General features: G+C 62.5%; 16 protein-coding genes. 9 read left to right on the plus strand and 7 right to left on the minus strand.

What is annotated here, in order from left to right:
• The first annotated feature begins 7 nt into the window (after window positions 1-7).
• The 7 genes from HX821_RS07335 (at window position 8) to HX821_RS07365 (ending at window position 6,842) form a co-directional block, all read left to right on the plus strand.
• Window positions 8-1,528 carry a ribulokinase gene (locus HX821_RS07335; protein ID WP_177023101.1) on the plus strand — a complete coding sequence of 507 codons (1,521 nt, stop codon included), beginning with the start codon at window positions 8-10 and terminating at the stop codon, window positions 1,526-1,528.
• A complete protein-coding gene (locus HX821_RS07340) occupies window positions 1,525-2,511 on the plus strand; it encodes a sugar-binding transcriptional regulator (protein ID WP_003207750.1) in 987 nt (328 codons plus the stop codon). Before HX821_RS07335 ends, HX821_RS07340 begins: the two co-directional genes overlap by 4 nt.
• Window positions 2,504-4,000: a sugar ABC transporter ATP-binding protein gene (locus HX821_RS07345; RefSeq protein WP_003207752.1), complete on the plus strand. Its 1,497-nt coding sequence runs from the start codon at window positions 2,504-2,506 to the stop codon at window positions 3,998-4,000. Before HX821_RS07340 ends, HX821_RS07345 begins: the two co-directional genes overlap by 8 nt.
• A complete protein-coding gene (locus tag HX821_RS07350) occupies window positions 3,997-5,025 on the plus strand; it encodes an ABC transporter permease (protein ID WP_003207754.1) in 1,029 nt (342 codons plus the stop codon). The genes HX821_RS07345 and HX821_RS07350 overlap by 4 nt, the downstream gene beginning before the upstream one ends.
• 10 nt (window positions 5,026-5,035) lie before the next feature.
• Window positions 5,036-5,719: an HAD-IA family hydrolase gene (locus tag HX821_RS07355; protein ID WP_177035508.1), complete on the plus strand. Its 684-nt coding sequence runs from the start codon at window positions 5,036-5,038 to the stop codon at window positions 5,717-5,719.
• A gap of 87 nt (window positions 5,720-5,806) precedes the next feature.
• Complete coding sequence (locus HX821_RS07360) at window positions 5,807-5,998, plus strand: hypothetical protein (protein WP_023658809.1); 192 nt, start codon at window positions 5,807-5,809, stop codon at window positions 5,996-5,998.
• Between the two features lie 208 nt (window positions 5,999-6,206).
• A complete protein-coding gene (locus HX821_RS07365) occupies window positions 6,207-6,842 on the plus strand; it encodes a LysE family translocator (RefSeq protein ID WP_177028281.1) in 636 nt (211 codons plus the stop codon).
• A 1-nt stretch (window position 6,843) separates the two neighbouring features.
• Here HX821_RS07365 and HX821_RS07370 read toward each other — a convergent pair whose 3' ends face one another.
• The gene (locus tag HX821_RS07370) at window positions 6,844-7,128 is read right to left on the minus strand and encodes a hypothetical protein (RefSeq protein WP_003207761.1); all 285 of its coding nucleotides are present in this window, start codon (window positions 7,126-7,128) and stop codon (window positions 6,844-6,846) included.
• Between the two features lie 210 nt (window positions 7,129-7,338).
• Between HX821_RS07370 and HX821_RS07375 the strand changes: the two genes are divergently transcribed.
• A complete protein-coding gene (locus HX821_RS07375; protein ID WP_003207766.1) occupies window positions 7,339-7,794 on the plus strand; it encodes a GFA family protein in 456 nt (151 codons plus the stop codon).
• Between the two features lies 1 nt (window position 7,795).
• Here the strand turns inward: HX821_RS07375 and HX821_RS07380 are convergent, their stop codons facing one another.
• Window positions 7,796-8,323 carry a DinB family protein gene (locus HX821_RS07380; RefSeq protein WP_134326561.1) on the minus strand — a complete coding sequence of 176 codons (528 nt, stop codon included), beginning with the start codon at window positions 8,321-8,323 and terminating at the stop codon, window positions 7,796-7,798.
• 123 nt (window positions 8,324-8,446) lie between these two features.
• Here HX821_RS07380 and HX821_RS07385 point away from each other — a divergent pair, with 123 nt between their 5' ends.
• Window positions 8,447-9,166 (plus strand): tellurite resistance TerB family protein, encoded by a 720-nt coding sequence (locus tag HX821_RS07385; RefSeq protein WP_177035509.1) that lies wholly within the window; start codon window positions 8,447-8,449, stop codon window positions 9,164-9,166.
• Window positions 9,167-9,323: 157 nt separating this feature from the next.
• On the opposite strand, the gene HX821_RS07390 is transcribed toward HX821_RS07385, so the two are convergent.
• From HX821_RS07390 to HX821_RS07410, 5 genes are all read right to left on the minus strand, one after another.
• Window positions 9,324-10,127 carry a hypothetical protein gene (locus HX821_RS07390; RefSeq protein ID WP_177035510.1) on the minus strand — a complete coding sequence of 268 codons (804 nt, stop codon included), beginning with the start codon at window positions 10,125-10,127 and terminating at the stop codon, window positions 9,324-9,326.
• 144 nt (window positions 10,128-10,271) lie between these two features.
• Window positions 10,272-10,619 carry a DUF2493 domain-containing protein gene (locus HX821_RS07395; protein WP_003217865.1) on the minus strand — a complete coding sequence of 116 codons (348 nt, stop codon included), beginning with the start codon at window positions 10,617-10,619 and terminating at the stop codon, window positions 10,272-10,274.
• Between the two features lie 31 nt (window positions 10,620-10,650).
• Window positions 10,651-10,854 (minus strand): hypothetical protein, encoded by a 204-nt coding sequence (locus tag HX821_RS07400; protein ID WP_238544234.1) that lies wholly within the window; start codon window positions 10,852-10,854, stop codon window positions 10,651-10,653.
• 59 nt (window positions 10,855-10,913) lie between these two features.
• Window positions 10,914-13,628 (minus strand): magnesium-translocating P-type ATPase, encoded by a 2,715-nt coding sequence (mgtA, locus tag HX821_RS07405; protein WP_008435039.1) that lies wholly within the window; start codon window positions 13,626-13,628, stop codon window positions 10,914-10,916.
• 246 nt (window positions 13,629-13,874) lie between these two features.
• Complete coding sequence (locus HX821_RS07410; protein WP_003219143.1) at window positions 13,875-14,168, minus strand: hypothetical protein; 294 nt, start codon at window positions 14,166-14,168, stop codon at window positions 13,875-13,877.
• Window positions 14,169-14,632: the final 464 nt, after the last annotated feature.

Below are 14,632 nucleotides of genomic sequence, written 5' to 3' on the forward strand. Positions count from 1 at the left end.
ACTACCGATGACCTTGTTGTTGGGACTGGATTTCGGAACAGGTGGGGTGCGGGCTGGTTTGTATGACCTGCACAGCCACAAACTGGTACACGTCGCCGAGGCGCCGTATGCCACGCAATACCCGCAGTTGGGTTGGGCCGAGCAGGCGCCGGCGGACTGGTGGTCGGCGCTGGGCAAGGCCTGCCGGCAGTTGATGGCCCAGGCCGGGCACCCGCAGGTGGCGGCGGTGTGCGTCGCCACCACAGCCTCCACCGTGGTGGTTGCCCAGGCGGACGGCCAACCCCTGGCCCCGGCGTTGTTATGGATGGATTGCCGCGCCGCTGCCGAGTCGGCGCGCACGGCCCACATCAGCCACCCGATGATGAACCAGGGCGGTGACGCGGTGGAATGGCTGGTGCCCAAGGCCATGTGGCTGGCCGAGCACGAGCCTCAGGTTTACCAGCGCGCCGAGCGTATTTGCGAGGCCGTGGACTGGATCAACTTTCAGTTGACCGGGCGCTGGGTCGCCTCCCAATTGAATGCCAGTTGCAAGTGGAATTACGACACCTTGCAGCAGCGTTTTCCGGTGGAATTGTACGCTGAACTGGGCGTGCCTGAACTGGCGCAAAAACTCCCTCAGGAAGTGATCAAGGTTGGTGGCCGGATCGGCCCATTGAGCGCCGATGCTGCCAATCATCTGGGCCTGAGCCGCGACACGCTGGTGGCCCAGGGCGGAATCGACGCCCACATGGCAATGCTCAGTGCCGGCACCACTGGCGCCGGCGAGCTGTTGTTTATCGGCGGTACCTCGGTGGTGCAACTGATGCACACCCCGCAACGCATCGACGTACCGGGCATCTGGGGCCCGTACCCCGGCGCCTTGCTCGACGGCCAATGGTTGATGGAAGGCGGGCAAGTCTCCGCCGGTTCGATCCTCAACTGGCTGGCGCAAAAGATGTTCGGCCTCGACGATGCCGGGCACCAGCGCCTGATCCGCCAGGCCGCAGAACTGCAGCCCGGCTCCACCGGCTTGCTGGTGCTCGATTACTGGATGGGCAACCGTACACCGTACCGCTCACCGGACATGCGCGGCGCGATCATGGGCCTGTCGCTGAACCATGACCGGCATGACCTGTACCGCGCCTCGGTGGAAGCGATTGCCCTGGGCTCGGCGAACATCTTTCACACCTGGCGCTCCGAGGGCATCGAGATCACCCGGGTGGTCGCCGCCGGTGGTTTCCAGAAGAACCCGTTGTGGTTGCAGGCCACGGTGGATGCCACCGGTGTGCCGTTCGAAATGGTGCCCCACGACAACCTCACCCTGATCGGCACCGCCGCCGCTGCCGCCTGCGCCCTTGGTGAGTTCGGCACCTTGCAGGAAGCGGCCACCGACTTCACCACCATCGGCCGGCTGATCGAGCCCGACCCTTACGCCCACGAGCAATACATCGAGCTGTTGGGCCGCTACCGCGCCGCCACCGACAGCGTCGCGCCCATCAGTTGCAAGCCACCGGCGAACCGCACGCTCGGCGTAAGGCCGGCAGCATGAGCGCCCACCCTGAAGAAACGTTTGCCACGCGGTTGTCGGCCGATTCCCAGCGTGATGACTTGATGGTCCAGGTGGCCAAGCTGTATTACGACCTGGAAAAGACCCAAAGCGATATCTCCCGGGAGACCGGCCTGACCCGCTGGCAAGTCAGCCGCTTGCTGCGCGAGGCGCGGGATTGCGGGGTGGTGCGCATCGATATCGTCGCCCGCTCGGCGCGCTTGCCGCAGCTGGAAGTAGCCTTGCAACGGCGTTTCGGCCTGCGTGAAGCATTGGTGCTGGATGTGGAAGATGCCGACACCGCGCTGAACGTGGTGACCCAGGCCGCCGCCCGTTACCTGTGCAACTTGCAGCCGATGCCGGCGCTGATCGGCGTGTCGTGGGGCCGCACCCTGACCAAAATGGCCCAGTGGCTGGTGCCGCGCTGGAACGAGGGGGTCAACGTGGTGCTGCTGAACGGCGCGATCAATACCCGTTCGATGGGCGAGTCCAGCCATAACGTCGCCGAGCGCTTCGCCCAGGCTGCCCGTGGCCAGGCCACGTTGCTGCCGGTGCCGGCGATTCTCGGGCATGCGCATACCCGCGAGGCACTGGAGCAGGACCCGGTGATCGCCCAGGTATTGCGCCTCGGGCAACAGGCGCCGGTGGCGTGTTTCAGCCTGGGGGAGTTGTCTGATCATTCGGTGTTGATGGAGTCGGGTTACATCGACCGGCCATTGCTCGAAGAGCTGGAACGCCTGGGCGCCGTCGGCGACATCATGGGCCGCTTTATCGGCATGGACGGTGAACCGGTGATGCCCGAACTCGACGCCCGCACCCTGGGCCTGCCGTTGGCCGCCTTGCGCGACAAGGCCTGGTCCATTGCCGTGTGCGTTGGCGCGCAAAAGCACCGCATCGTCCACGCCAGCGTCAAGGCCGGCTATGTCAATGTGCTGGCCACCGACGCGGCCACCGCCCGCTATTTGCTGGAGCAGGATCATGAGTGAGTTGGCCCTGGATATCCGTCATGTCAGCAAGCGTTTTCCGCCCAATGTGGTGGCGCTGACCGATGCCTCCCTCGACGTTCGGCCCGGTGAGGTGCATTGCCTGCTGGGTGCCAATGGCGCGGGCAAAAGTACCCTGTTGAAAATCGTCGCCGGCGCCCATCGCCCGGATGGCGGCGAGATGTCGGTGGCGGGCCGGCGGGTGGAACTGAAGAATCCGCAACAGGCGCGCCAGGCCGGGATCGCGATGATCTATCAGGAGCTCGACCTGATCCCGCAGATGACCGTCGAAGAGAACCTGATGCTCGGCTATGCGCCCCAGCGCTTCGGGATTATTTCCCGGGGCAAGCGCAGTGCGTTGGCCAAGGCCGCACTGTTGCGGGTCGGGGCCAACTTCTCGAGTTCCGACCGGGTGGGCAGCCTGTCGATTGCCAACCAGCAATTGGCGGCCATCGCCCGGGCACTGACCTGTGAGGCCCGGCTGGTGGTGATGGATGAGCCTTCGGCGGCGCTGAACGAGACCGAACTCAAGCGGGTGTTCCAGGTGATTCGCGAGATCACTGCGGCGGGTGTGGCGGTGCTGTATGTCAGCCACCGCTTGAATGAAATTCGCGAGATCGGCGACCGGGTCACGGTGCTGCGTGCCGGGCGAACCCTGCAAACCCACGAGCTGGCGCAGATCGACGACCAGGCGCTGATCGCCGCCGTGGTCGGCGAGCACCGCGACCTGCTGGAACGCAGCCCGCGTCAGGCGCCGCGGGACAACCTGGCGCTGAATATTCGCCGGCTGCAAGGCGAGCAGGGCCTGGACGTGCAGGGGCTGGAAGTGCGTCAGGGCGAAATTGTCGGGCTTGCCGGGCTTAACGGGGCAGGGCGCAGCACGTTGCTCAAAGCCTTGTTTGGCGTGGGGCGCAACGACAGCGATGTTGAACTGTTTGGCCAGCCTTATCAGCCGCAAACCTCGCGCCAGGCGATCCGCCAGGGCGTCGGGTTGGTGCCGGAAAACCGCAAGACCGAAGGCCTGCTGCTGGATGCGCCCATCTATCGCAATGCCTGCCTGGTGCACACCCGGCACTTGAACTGGTTTTCCCATCGCCAGGCCAAGGACCGCGCCGGCCCGGTGCTGCAGCGCTTGCAGACCAAGCTCGACAACCTTGAGCAACCGGTACGCCAGCTCTCCGGCGGCAATCAACAGAAGGTGGTCATGGCCAAGTGGGTGATCGACGGCGCGCGCCTGTTGCTGCTGGACGAGCCCAGTCGTGGCCTGGATGTCGGCGCCAAGGCCGACCTCTATGCCCTGGCCCGCAGCCTGGCGCAGGAAGGGGCGGCGGTGCTGGTCGCCAGCAGCGAGCTGGACGAGTTGTACGTCAATTGCGACCGCATCTGGGTGATGCATGAGGGGCGCAACGCGCTGTGTTTCGACCCCTTGACTGCCAGTCGCGACCAGATCGACCAGGCCATCCTTATCGGTAGAACGAGTGTAGAACCATGACTATTGCAAGCAACCCAAGCCCGGTTTTCGATAAGCCCGTCACCCTCACCAGCCGCCGTCGCAGTGCGGTGCTGGAGTGGGTGATGCGCTACAACTTTGTGTTCATTTTCCTGTTTGCGGTGGTGGTGGCGACGTTCCTGTCGGACGACTTCCTGACCTTCGGCAACATCGCCAACCTCTTCCAGCAGGGGGCGATTGTCGGGATTATCGCCATCGGCATGACCTTCGTTATCCTTACGGCCAATATCGACCTGTCGGTGGGCAGCCTGTGTGCCTTCGGCGGGATCCTGGTGGCGGTGCTCCTGCAGCAGCAGGTCAGCGGCTGGCTGGCGGTGCCGGCCACGTTGCTGGTGGGACTGGCCATCGGCACCTTGATGGGCAGCCTCACGGTGTTTGGCAAGGTGCCGAGTTTTATCATCACCCTGGCCGGGCTGGTGTCGCTGCGCGGGGCCACCTTCCTGGCATCCGACGGTGCGCCGATTGGCGGATTGCCGGCCAGCTTCACCTCGTTCGGCTCGGCCATGATCGACATCTGGCCCAGCGCTGGCATTGCGTTTCCGGTGCTGGGGCTGATCTTTATCCTGATCACCGTCATCGCCTGGCTGGTGCTGCGCTACACGGTGTTTGGCGAGTATGTGCTGGCCACCGGCGGCAACCTGGAGGCTGCGCGGCTGTCCGGCGTGCCGGTGCGGGCGGTGACGATTGCGGTGTTCGCCATCTGCGGCGGCCTGGCAGCATTCGCCGGCTTGTTGATGACCTCACGCCTGCACGTCGGCCAACCGACCGCTGCCCAGGGCCTGGAACTGGATGCAATTGCCGCCGTGGTGCTGGGTGGCACCAGCCTGTTTGGCGGGCGCGGCAGCGTGGTAGGCACGGCGGTGGCGGTGATGCTGCTGCAGGTGTTGCGCAATATCTTCAACCTGCTGGGGCTGGGCTCGTTCTACCAGATGGCGATCACCGGGGTGATCATCGTGCTGGCGATTTTGCTCAACCGCTTGATCGACCATTACGCCGGGCGCACCTGAGGACACCGTGATGAATGCACCGCTACCCGCGCCGATCAAGGCCGTGATCTTCGACATGGACGGCCTGCTGCTCGACACCGAAGGCATCTACACCGAAGTCACCCAACTGATTGCCGACCGCTACGGCCGCACCTTTGACTGGAGCATGAAGCAGAACACCATTGGCCTGGGGGCTTATGAACTGGCCAGCTATATCGTGCAGGCCGTGGGCTTGCCGATGAGCCCCGAGGCGTTCTTGCAGGAACGCACACCATTGATGAATGCGCGGTTTCCCCAGGCGGCGGCCATGGCCGGGGCCCAGGCGCTGGTGCGGCATTTGTCGGCCCACGGTGTGCCGATTGCGGTGGGTACCAGTTCGTCGCGGCACTATTTCGAACTGAAAACCACCTTGCACCGCGACTGGTTCTGCTTGTTCGATGCCATCGTCACCGCCGATGACCCTCAGGTAGGCGCTGCCAAGCCGGCGCCGGATATCTTCCTGGTGGCCGCCCAGCGACTGGGAGTGACGCCCGCTGAATGCCTGGTGTTCGAGGATTCCCCATTCGGTATCACTGCGGCCAAGGCGGCCGGCATGTACGCCGTGGCCATCCCGGACCCGGCGATGCCGCAGGAGAAGTTCCTGCATGCGGATGGAAGACTGCTGAGCCTGGAGGCGTTTGACCTCGCGCGATGGGGGTTGCCAGCCTACGGCTGACTCGACGTCCGGTAGGCTGCCTCGTCGTCAGCGGGTGTATGGTAGACCGGTCAAACACCTGGATTATCTCTGGAGAGAGAGGTGACTATGAGCACTCCCATGCTGAACAAGCTGCATCTCAACGGTTATGACATCGTGCAGGTCAACAGCGGCCCGTGGCGCGTCTGTACCAAGGCTGATCGCCTGGCATCCTTCGGTTCCCGTGAGCAGGCGCTGGCGTATGCCGCGGCGCTACCGGGTTACAAGGCACGGTCGAGGCCAGTGGCCAATGATGCATGAGCCCTCAACAGCCTCGGTCAATCCGGGGCTTTTTATTGGCACCCAATTGAGCAACACATGACCGGTGGCGAGGGAGCTTGCTCCCGCTGGAGTGCGAAGCGCTCCCACGATTTTGGGGCCGCTACGCAGCCCAACGGGAGCAAGCTCCCTCGCCACACAGAGGATATGGTGGGATGATTCGCAGCTGATCAGCCCGTAGGAACCTGTCATGTCCCTGGCAACCTTATTTCTGTTCGTGATGATGAGCGCCGCGATTATCGCGATACCTGGCCCGACGGTTCTGTTGGCCCTGCAAAATGGTTCGCGCCATGGTTTGCAGGCGGCGTTCTGGGGCATGGCCGGGGCGGTGTTGGCCGACGCTTTGCTGGTGACGGCGGTGGCGTGTGGCCTGGGATTGCTGCTCGCGGCCAGCGAAGGGCTGTTTCAGGCGCTGAAATGGATCGGTTCGGCGTACCTCATCTGGATCGGCTGGCAGATGTTGCGATCACCCCAGGCGGCGTTGCCATCGGTAGACGAGGGTGAGGACGGCGGCACCCGCTCGGCGAGTATTTTCACCCGCAGTTTCCTGGTGGCGATTTCCAATCCCAAGGCGTTGTTGTTCATGTCGGCATTCCTGCCGCAATTCGTCGACAGCACCCAGGCACAACTGCCGCAGTACGCGTGCCTGTTGCTGGCGCTGTGCGTGCTCAATGTCAGCATCATGATGTTCTACGCGGTATGCGGGGCACGCTTGCTCAGTCGCCTGCGGCCCGCACATTTGCAGCATTTCAACCGTGGGGCGGGTGGGTTGTTGATGACGATGGGCGTGCTGTTGGCCGCTTACCGTCGTGCCCCGGCTGCGTAACTTAAACGAATGGCTGGCCGTGGAACCCGCGTGGCAGGCGCTGACGGCCTGGCAGGTCGGTCAGGCGCTGGGTCCAGGCACTGCGCCAGTCACCGGCGGCATGGGCGGTTTTGGACTTGCGCGCGGCACGCCGAGCGGCGTTGCGTTGGGTGCGGCGGGCTTCCTTGAAGACTTCGGTGTTACGGCAGGTACGGCACTTGACCCGATTCAGCTCGGTGCTGGAAGGGAGGTTGTTGCCGTGATGACCGCAGGCAAGATGCCCGGCGACCTTGAAGTGAATGACCATGTAAGCGTCTCCTTCTTGGGGGATGCGTCGCATCGGTAATCTGCTGATGCGCGCGGGCAGGGCGGGGCAGCCATTGGCTGATGTTCACCGCTCTGTCTTTTATGACAGTTCGCTGCTCCATGCGTTCGGTAATGCAAGCTGGCACTGCTGTTCGCGACGCACCCGCTCGTTTATCCTCCGGTCACACACACAATGTGACTGGAGTGGAAGATGAGCAATCAAGAGTCCCAGGAAGGCGGCTGCCGTTGTGACCGGGTGCGTTTTACCGTGACCGAAAAACCATTGATCACCATGGCGTGCCACTGCACTGGGTGCCAGAAGATGTCATCCAGCGCGTTCTCGCTGAGCGCGCTGATCCCCAGCCACGGATTCACCATCACCCAGGGCAACCCGGTGATCGGCGGGTTGCATGGCGTAGACCGCCACTACTGCTGCCCCCACTGCATGAGTTGGATGTTTTCCCGCCCCAATGGCGTGGAAGATCTGATCAACCTGCGCCCCACCATGCTGGATGACGCCAGCGGCTATGTGCCATTCATTGAAACCTGGACCAGTGAAAAGCTGCCGTGGGCGACTACCCCGGCACAGCACAGCTTTGCGCAGCTCCCGGAGAGGGAGAATTTCCCCGCGCTGATACAGGCGTACGCCGAGTACAGCGGCGGTTGAACTAGTCCATCAGCGCCAGCAGGTCGGTGTCGCCCACGTCGCGCCCGGCCTGGGTCAGCAGCGTTGTCACCTGGCCTCGGTGGTGGGTCTGGTGATTGAAGAAGTGCACGAGCAGTGCATGAAAATTCTTGTTCATGGGCGTGCCCGCCATGTTGTGGTACTGCAGGGGCTGATCCAGGTCCGACTCACTGATCGACTGCACCCAGTCGATGATGAGCTGGTCGAGCCAGGCGCGGTGGGCCGACAGTTCACGGATATCGGCGAAGGCCAGTTGATTCAGACGTGGCGGCAACCCCAACGCGTCTAACGGTACCAGCGCGGCAAAGCCTGCCGGATGCTCGGCGAAACGCTTGAGCCAGACGCGATCACCCAGGGCGAGGTGGTTCAGCGTGCCAAGGATCGACCCGAAGAACGCGCCACGGTCGGCAATCAAGTCTTCGTCGCTCAGGCCGTGGGCCGCTTCATACACCTTGCGGTTCATCCACTGGTTATAGGTCGCCATCAAGGCAATCTGCTCGGTACGGGTCACGTGAGGTTCCTCGATGGGGGGGCGTCGCCATGATAATGCGAGCCTGCCGGGCGGTCATGGTGTTCTCGCGCAGCGCAGCTATTGTTGTTGATCTGGAACTCTGCGCCCTGGGAGGGTGACACCATGAATACCGGCGATCTACTGGAACAATTGCTGCGGGCGGGCCAGGCCTCGTCCAGCCAGCAGGGCGGCGCTGCACCCGGGTCTCAGGGCGGGCTCAGTGGTTTGGGCGGCTTGCTTGGCGGTTTGCTGGGCGGCAGCGCTGCTTCGGCTTCAGGCGGTGGCGGCCTTGGTGGCTTGCTCGGTGGCCTGGGCGGCATGCTTGGCGGAACCCGTGCGGCGCCTCAGGGGCGCACCGGCGGCACCAACTACGCGGCGCTGGCGTCGTTGGGGATGATGGCGTTCCAGGCGTATCAGGCCTGGCAGCGGCAACAGGCGTCGGCGCCGCAGCAGGCGTTGCAGACGGTTGACCAGTTGTCTGGCGCGCAGGTCGAAGAACACAGCCACGCCGTGCTGCGTGCATTGATCGCGGCAGCCAAGGCGGATGGCGAGATTGATGAGCGGGAGCAGCAGATGATCTCGGCCGAGATCGGCAAGCACACCGATGACCCGCAATTGCAGGCGTGGCTGGATGCCGAGGTGGCCAAACCGTTGAATGCGGCGGATTTTGCCGAGTTTGCCGGCGACCCGGCGGTGGCGTCGGAGGTGTACCTGGTCAGTGTGCTGCTGGTGGATGACCAGCGGGACGCGGAGCGCAATTATCTGGATGAGCTGGCGGCGCAGTTGAAGATTGATCCTGCGTTGCAGGTGCATCTGGAGCAGCAGGCCAAGGGGCAGGTTTAAATCGCTATTTACGGTCATACCAAGCCTGTGGCGAGGGAGCTTGCTCCCACTGGGCTGCGTAGCGGCGCCGGAATCTCTGGGAGCGCTTCGCACTCCAGCGGGAGCAAGCTCCCTCGCCACAGCAAGCTCCCTCGCCACTGGGATCATCGTCTGCGGGTTAGAACCGCAGTGTGGCCCCCGTCGTGAGCCATTGATGCTGATCCCCGATCAAACTGCGTCCTACCACCAGGTCCACGTCCACATTCTTGCCGATATGCATCCTCGGCCCGGCTTGCCACGCCTGGTCGCCGCCTTGCTGGCCGTAGCGTTCGGCGATCAGTGTCAGTGAGTCCATCAGGCTGTATTCAAACCCGGTGCCCCAGGTCGGCCGATGGGTCTGGTCGCCGTCGTTATAAGCGTGGCTCCAGCCGGCGTTGAAGTTAAGCCGCAGGGCCTCCATGGGCTGCCAGGTAAACGGCACATTCAAGTCCGCGCCATCAAACGAGTGCTGGCGGTTCAGCGCGTAATGTACGCCGGCAGACGCGGCCAGTTCCAGGCCCAGGTCTTCCCGGGCCCACAACTGCGCCTTGAGCTGCGGATTCACTTGGGTTTCGCCGTCGCCATCATGGTTGGCCCGGGACACGGCGGCAGTCCACTGCAACCAAGGAATGGCAGCGGAGGTGCAGGCCGGCGCCAGGGTTTCACTGTGGGTTGAGCCAGCGTGCCGGTTGGCGGTGAACCAGGCGTCGACATTGCATTCGCCCGGGGCGTTGATTGCGCCGTCGTCGACCACGTAGGAGCCGCCTGCCGCATGGGCATTCGACATCAGGCTGAGCACCAGCACGATGCCCGCGGTCACGCCGACGAAAATCAGGTTGCGCCGCACTGCCCGAAGCTTGGAGGCGGGCAGGGGATGGAAGGTAACGTGGGTGGTGCGGTTGCGGTATTTAGTGAAACCGTCAGGGGTGTGTTTCTTGTACATGGTGAACCTCGATCAACAGCCGGTGGCGCGCCCCGACCGGACTTGGCAGGGACGCGCCGTGTTTCAAATAGAAAAAAGTGTGCAACGGGGTACCGCTACAGCGGGGTTCTTCGTTCATGCCTGGATACTCCAATAAGGGTTGATTCAGCTGTCTACAGTCAGCACATGGATGCCACTGGCCCTGGCCTGGCTCACCAGTTCCGAGGTGTCGTCGCCACCGGGCAGCGCGATGATCACGTCGGGCCGGCTGTCGGTGAGCATGAACTGGTTGCGATGGCGTTCGGCCTGCTTGCCATGGCGTTGCCAGTTGGGTGGGTAACGCACCACATCCACTCCGGTTTCCCGGGCCCAGTCTTCCACGTCGCTGCCTAGGAACTGGCTGCCACCGTGGATCAACACCTGCACCGGGCGCAGGCGGTGGTAGGCGTCCAGCACCTGGCGGGACATTTTTGTATCGGCGTAATGACGACCTGCACAGATCAAGACGCGCATGGTGATCTTTCCTTGTAGTGCGTATTGCCATTTATCGACGCGGGCGCAGCAAGCGGATGCAGGTGCTGTTCAAGCTGCTGGAAAAACCCAGCATGAAGCGCATTTCCACGGCGCTGAGCACGTTGCGCACGTACAGCCGTACGCCCAGCACCATCACCGCCTTGGCCGCCTGGGCGAGGCCGAACACCAGCAGCGCGCGAGCAGCGTTGTCGAGGTAGCTCATAAGTGTGTTCATTGTCTGTCTCCGCGTGCACTGGCTATCTACCGATAGCCAGCGCTTTCAGGGGCGGTTGATCAGTACCACTGCTTGAAGCGGCGGATGTAGAGGGTTTTCATCAGTTGTGCCACGCAGCAGTAGGCGACCAGGGTGCCCACCAGCCATGGGAAGTACGCCAGTGGCAGCGGCTCCAGGCCAACCATCGCGCCCAGCGGCGAGAACGGTACGTAGATGCCCAGCCCGATCACGATGCAGGTCATCATCATCACCGGCCATGCGGCGTTGCTCTGGAAGAATGGGATCTTGCGGGTGCGCAGCATGTGCACCACCAGGGTTTGCGAGAGCAGCCCCTCGATGAACCAGCCGGACTGGAACAGGGTCTGCATTTCCACGCTGTTGGCCGAGAACACGTACCACATCAGGGCAAAGGTGGTCATGTCGAAGATCGACGAGGTCGGCCCGATCCAGATCATGAAGCGGCCAATGTTTTTCGCGTCCCACTTGCGTGGCTTGGCCAGGTATTCCTTGTCCATCTTGTCCCACGGCAAGGCCAGCTGGGAGATGTCGTACATCAGGTTTTGCAGCAGCAGGTGGATCGACAGCATTGGCAGGAACGGGATGAACGCACTGGCCACCAGCACCGAGAACACGTTGCCGAAGTTGGAACTGGCGGTCATGTTCAGGTACTTCATGATATTGCCGAAGGTTTCGCGACCTTTCAGCACGCCTTCTTCCAGCACCATCAGGCTCTTTTCCAGCAGGATGATGTCGGCGGATTCCTTGGCAATGTCCGTCGCGCTGTCCACCGAGATGCCCACGTCGGCATCCCGCAAGGCCGGAGCGTCGTTGATGCCGTCGCCGAGGAAGCCCACGGTGTGGCCGTTGGACTGCAAGGTCTTGAGCACCCGCGACTTCTGCAGCGGCGTCAGCTTGGCGAACACCGTGCGCTCCTCGACCCGCAGCTTGAGGGTGGCGTCGTCCATCGCTTCGATTTCCGTCCCCAGCAACGGTACGCCTGGCTCCAGGCCGACCTGGCGGCAGATCTTGCTGGTGACGATGGCGTTGTCGCCGGTGAGCACTTTGACGGCCACGCCAATTTCGCGCAGGGCAGCGATCGCCGGGCCAGCGGTTTCCTTTGGTGGATCAAGGAAGGTCAGGAAACCACGGATCACCAGGTTGCGCTCATCGGCCGTGGTGTACTGCTTGCGGGCGAGTGCCTGGGGAATGTTGCGGGTGGCCAGCACCAGCACCCGGAAGCCGTCCTCGTTGTAGTCCTGGGCAATCGACAGCAACTCGTTGCGACGCCGATCATCCAGCTCGACGGCCACGTCGCCTTCCATCACGTGGGTGGAAATGCTCAGCATCTCCTCGACCGCACCCTTGCACACCAGCAGGTGATCGTTTTGCGCGTCCTTGACCACGATCGACAGGCGACGGCGAATAAAGTCGAACGGCAACTCATCCACCTTGCTGTAGGCAAACGGCACCTGGAACTTCGGATTCTGCTCGGAGAACTGTACGACCGCCTGGTCCATCAGGTTCTTCATGCCGCTCTGGTGATGGCTGTTGAGCCAGGCGAGGGTCAGCACCGAATCATCACGGTTGCCAAAGGCGTTGACGTGGTGCTCGAGGATGATCTTGTCCTGGGTCAGGGTGCCGGTCTTGTCGGTGCACAGCACGTCCATCGAACCGAAGTTCTGGATCGCGTTGAGGCGCTTGACCACCACCTTGCGCTTGGCCATGGCGGTTGCACCCTTGGCCAGGTTGGCGCTGACGATCATCGGCAGCATTTCCGGGGTCAGGCCTACCGCCACTGCCAGGGCGAACAGCAACGCGTCGCTCCAGTCACCCTTGGAGAAGCCGTTGAGGAAGAACACGATCGGCGTCATTACCAGCATGAAGCGGATCAACAGCCAGCTGACGCTGTTCACCCCGCGGTCAAATGCGGTTTGCACCCGGGAGCCGACAATCGCCTTGGCCAGGGAGCCAAAGTAGGTGCGCGGGCCGGTGGCAACCACCACGGCTTTCGCCCGGCCGCTGACCACGTTGGTGCCCATGAAACAGATGTTCGGCAGGTCCAGCAGGTTGCCCTGGTCGGCCGCCGTGGACGTGGCGGATTTTTGCGTCACATCCCCGAGGGTGTCGTACTTCTCTACCGGCAAGGCTTCGCCGGTCAGCACGGCCTGGCTGATGAACAGGTCACGGGACTCGATCAGGCGGATGTCGGCCGGGATCATGTCGCCGGCAGACAGTTGCACGATATCGCCGGCCACCAGGTCGCGCATCGGCACTTCCCGCAGGGTCGGCTTGGAGCCCACTTGCTCGCGACGCAACACCGTGGCGGTGGTGCGCACCATGGCCTTCAATGCTTCGGCGGACTTGGCCGAACGATGCTCCTGCCAGAAGCGCAGCAGGCTGCTGAGCATGACCATGGTCATGATAATGATGACCTTGGTCAGGTCGGCTTCTTCACCGGCCTGCAGTGGCAGCCAGTAGTCAGTGAAGAAACTGATGGCGCCGAGGGTCAGCAGCACATAGATGAACGGGTTGTTCAGGGCCTGGAGGAATTGCACGATGGCGTGAGGCGGCTTGTCGTGGGCCACCTCGTTGTAGCCTTCACGTTGCAGGCGAGCAGAGGCATCCAGTTCGGTCAGGCCATCCTTGGTTGCCCGGACATTGGCGAGGGTTGCCGAGAGGCCGTTCTGGGCTTCGCGGGCGGCACGCATCGACAGCTTGGTGTCGGTATCCGTGCCGTTTTTCTTGTGCAGTTTCGGGTTTTTTACTGCGCTCATTGTGTGTACTCCTGTCGCCAATTTTTCGACAAAACATACCCGGTACTTACCTGATGACAGGCGAGCGAAAGCATGCCGAGTCGCTGACTTCGCGATCGGTTTAAATAAAGTGTTGGGTAACTTTCTACAGGCCCGCTAACAGCGCGTTAGTTAACTAACGCGCAGCGGGCTACTACTGGCTTCGTCCATAGAGAACTCCAGCTAATCAAGTAACGGATAATCAGGAAGTTGCTGTTTCCAGCTGGCTTATGCCGCGCGAGCGTCCACGTAGAGGCTCAGCATCAGGCTCGCTTGCGCGACCAGGCTGGAAACGTCCCGTCTCTGTGGGTCTTGAGGGTCGGCGTGATCCCATTGCTGGACCAGGTGGCCGGTGGTGGGGCAGATACGCCAGTGTGCCCGGGGAGTCGGGCACACGCGGGGGGATGAGGTCACAAAGGTGCTGCGGGTAGGGGAAAAGCCTACGGGCTCGCGGCACAATTTGGCACGCAGGGCGTTAGCCAGCGTACGCAGATCAGGTAAAACAATCAGTTGAAAGGTCATAACACACCTCGGGACCGGACTGGCATCCGGTGAGGCAGTTACGTTGGAGCGTCAGGCTCTAGCGCAGCTTACTCGGCCGGAAAGGCGAGTCCCGTCATTTTTTCTGGGTTTGGCGCCCGATTCGCCGCATTCACGGTGATCGGACAACGACTAGATACTGTGTCCATTGGCTTCTTTTGTGAGGTTGAAAAATGGCCCTGAGTTGCAGGCACGGGGAATTTACTCAGGCAGTTGCCGGATGTCAACGTTTAATGACTTAAATTGTTACTGGTTCAGAGTTTGTTCAGATAGAAGGTTGGGGGAAGTTGCAATATCAAGTGTGCTTATTGATAAGTGGCCGGTGTGTGGCGGGCAGGTGAAGTAACAATAGCCGGATAACTTATTGCGGGGTTCCGAAGCCTGCGTTCGGCCAGCGTGGTTTAACGGGGCGCCCAAGATCAACAGCAAGAGCACAGCGGCCTACC

Source organism: Pseudomonas sp. B6001, assembly GCF_013386015.1.
GTDB lineage: Bacteria > Pseudomonadota > Gammaproteobacteria > Pseudomonadales > Pseudomonadaceae > Aquipseudomonas.

Excerpts from the sequence above, each read along its gene's own strand:
- HX821_RS07360 (WP_023658809.1), top strand. The coding sequence starts at position 5,807 with ATGAGCACTCCCATGCTGAACAAGCTGCATCTCAACGGTTATGACATC.
- HX821_RS07410 (WP_003219143.1), bottom strand. The coding sequence starts at position 14,168 with ATGACCTTTCAACTGATTGTTTTACCTGATCTGCGTACGCTGGCTAAC.
- HX821_RS07340 (WP_003207750.1), top strand. The coding sequence starts at position 1,525 with ATGAGCGCCCACCCTGAAGAAACGTTTGCCACGCGGTTGTCGGCCGAT.
- HX821_RS07395 (WP_003217865.1), bottom strand. The coding sequence starts at position 10,619 with ATGCGCGTCTTGATCTGTGCAGGTCGTCATTACGCCGATACAAAAATG.
- HX821_RS07355 (WP_177035508.1), top strand. The coding sequence starts at position 5,036 with ATGAATGCACCGCTACCCGCGCCGATCAAGGCCGTGATCTTCGACATG.
- HX821_RS07400 (WP_238544234.1), bottom strand. The coding sequence starts at position 10,854 with ATGAACACACTTATGAGCTACCTCGACAACGCTGCTCGCGCGCTGCTG.
- HX821_RS07390 (WP_177035510.1), bottom strand. The coding sequence starts at position 10,127 with ATGTACAAGAAACACACCCCTGACGGTTTCACTAAATACCGCAACCGC.
- HX821_RS07370 (WP_003207761.1), bottom strand. The coding sequence starts at position 7,128 with ATGGTCATTCACTTCAAGGTCGCCGGGCATCTTGCCTGCGGTCATCAC.
- mgtA (WP_008435039.1), bottom strand. The coding sequence starts at position 13,628 with ATGAGCGCAGTAAAAAACCCGAAACTGCACAAGAAAAACGGCACGGAT.
- HX821_RS07365 (WP_177028281.1), top strand. The coding sequence starts at position 6,207 with ATGTCCCTGGCAACCTTATTTCTGTTCGTGATGATGAGCGCCGCGATT.
- HX821_RS07345 (WP_003207752.1), top strand. The coding sequence starts at position 2,504 with ATGAGTGAGTTGGCCCTGGATATCCGTCATGTCAGCAAGCGTTTTCCG.
- HX821_RS07375 (WP_003207766.1), top strand. The coding sequence starts at position 7,339 with ATGAGCAATCAAGAGTCCCAGGAAGGCGGCTGCCGTTGTGACCGGGTG.
- HX821_RS07350 (WP_003207754.1), top strand. The coding sequence starts at position 3,997 with ATGACTATTGCAAGCAACCCAAGCCCGGTTTTCGATAAGCCCGTCACC.
- HX821_RS07385 (WP_177035509.1), top strand. The coding sequence starts at position 8,447 with ATGAATACCGGCGATCTACTGGAACAATTGCTGCGGGCGGGCCAGGCC.
- HX821_RS07335 (WP_177023101.1), top strand. The coding sequence starts at position 8 with ATGACCTTGTTGTTGGGACTGGATTTCGGAACAGGTGGGGTGCGGGCT.